The 391-nt window shown below is 65.5% G+C and carries 1 protein-coding gene; it reads right to left on the bottom strand.

All coding sequences use genetic code 11. The features are described 5' to 3' along the window. Positions 1-391: patatin-like phospholipase family protein (locus HUA78_RS45820; protein WP_174479145.1), on the bottom strand; the 391-nt coding region annotated here is incomplete at both ends.

Below are 391 nucleotides of genomic sequence, written 5' to 3'. Positions count from 1 at the left end.
GGCGATGTCGCCGGGAAGAGGTTCGTCGATGCGGAGGTATCGCTCCGGACCAATCAGCAGACGAGCCTGCTCGTGGGCGGCATCTGCCTGGGCGGCGAGGACGACCTCGATGACATCAGGCGCCCAGCGAAGCCGTCCTCGATTGCGGATGTCCTGGTAGCGGAAGTGTCGCTTCCGTCTTCCGGTGCCTATCGAGAGGAGCCTCGTGGATGGAAAGTCCGCTCCCAGGTAGCGCCGTGCCTCGATGAGCCCCACCACTGAGGGATTGTTCGCCCACAGCCCTCCATCCAGGTATGTGCCGAGCCCTTCAATCTGGACGGCTGGCAGGTACGTGGGGGCGGCCGCGCTCGCCAGCGCCACCTCCCACATCTTCTTCCCGCCTTCCCGAAGG

This window comes from Myxococcus sp. CA033, assembly GCF_013336625.1.
Lineage (GTDB): Bacteria > Myxococcota > Myxococcia > Myxococcales > Myxococcaceae > Myxococcus > Myxococcus llanfairpwllgwyngyllgogerychwyrndrobwllllantysiliogogogochensis.
The sequence above is the reverse complement of the archived record's forward strand: the minus strand, read 5'-3'. Positions and strand labels throughout refer to the sequence as shown.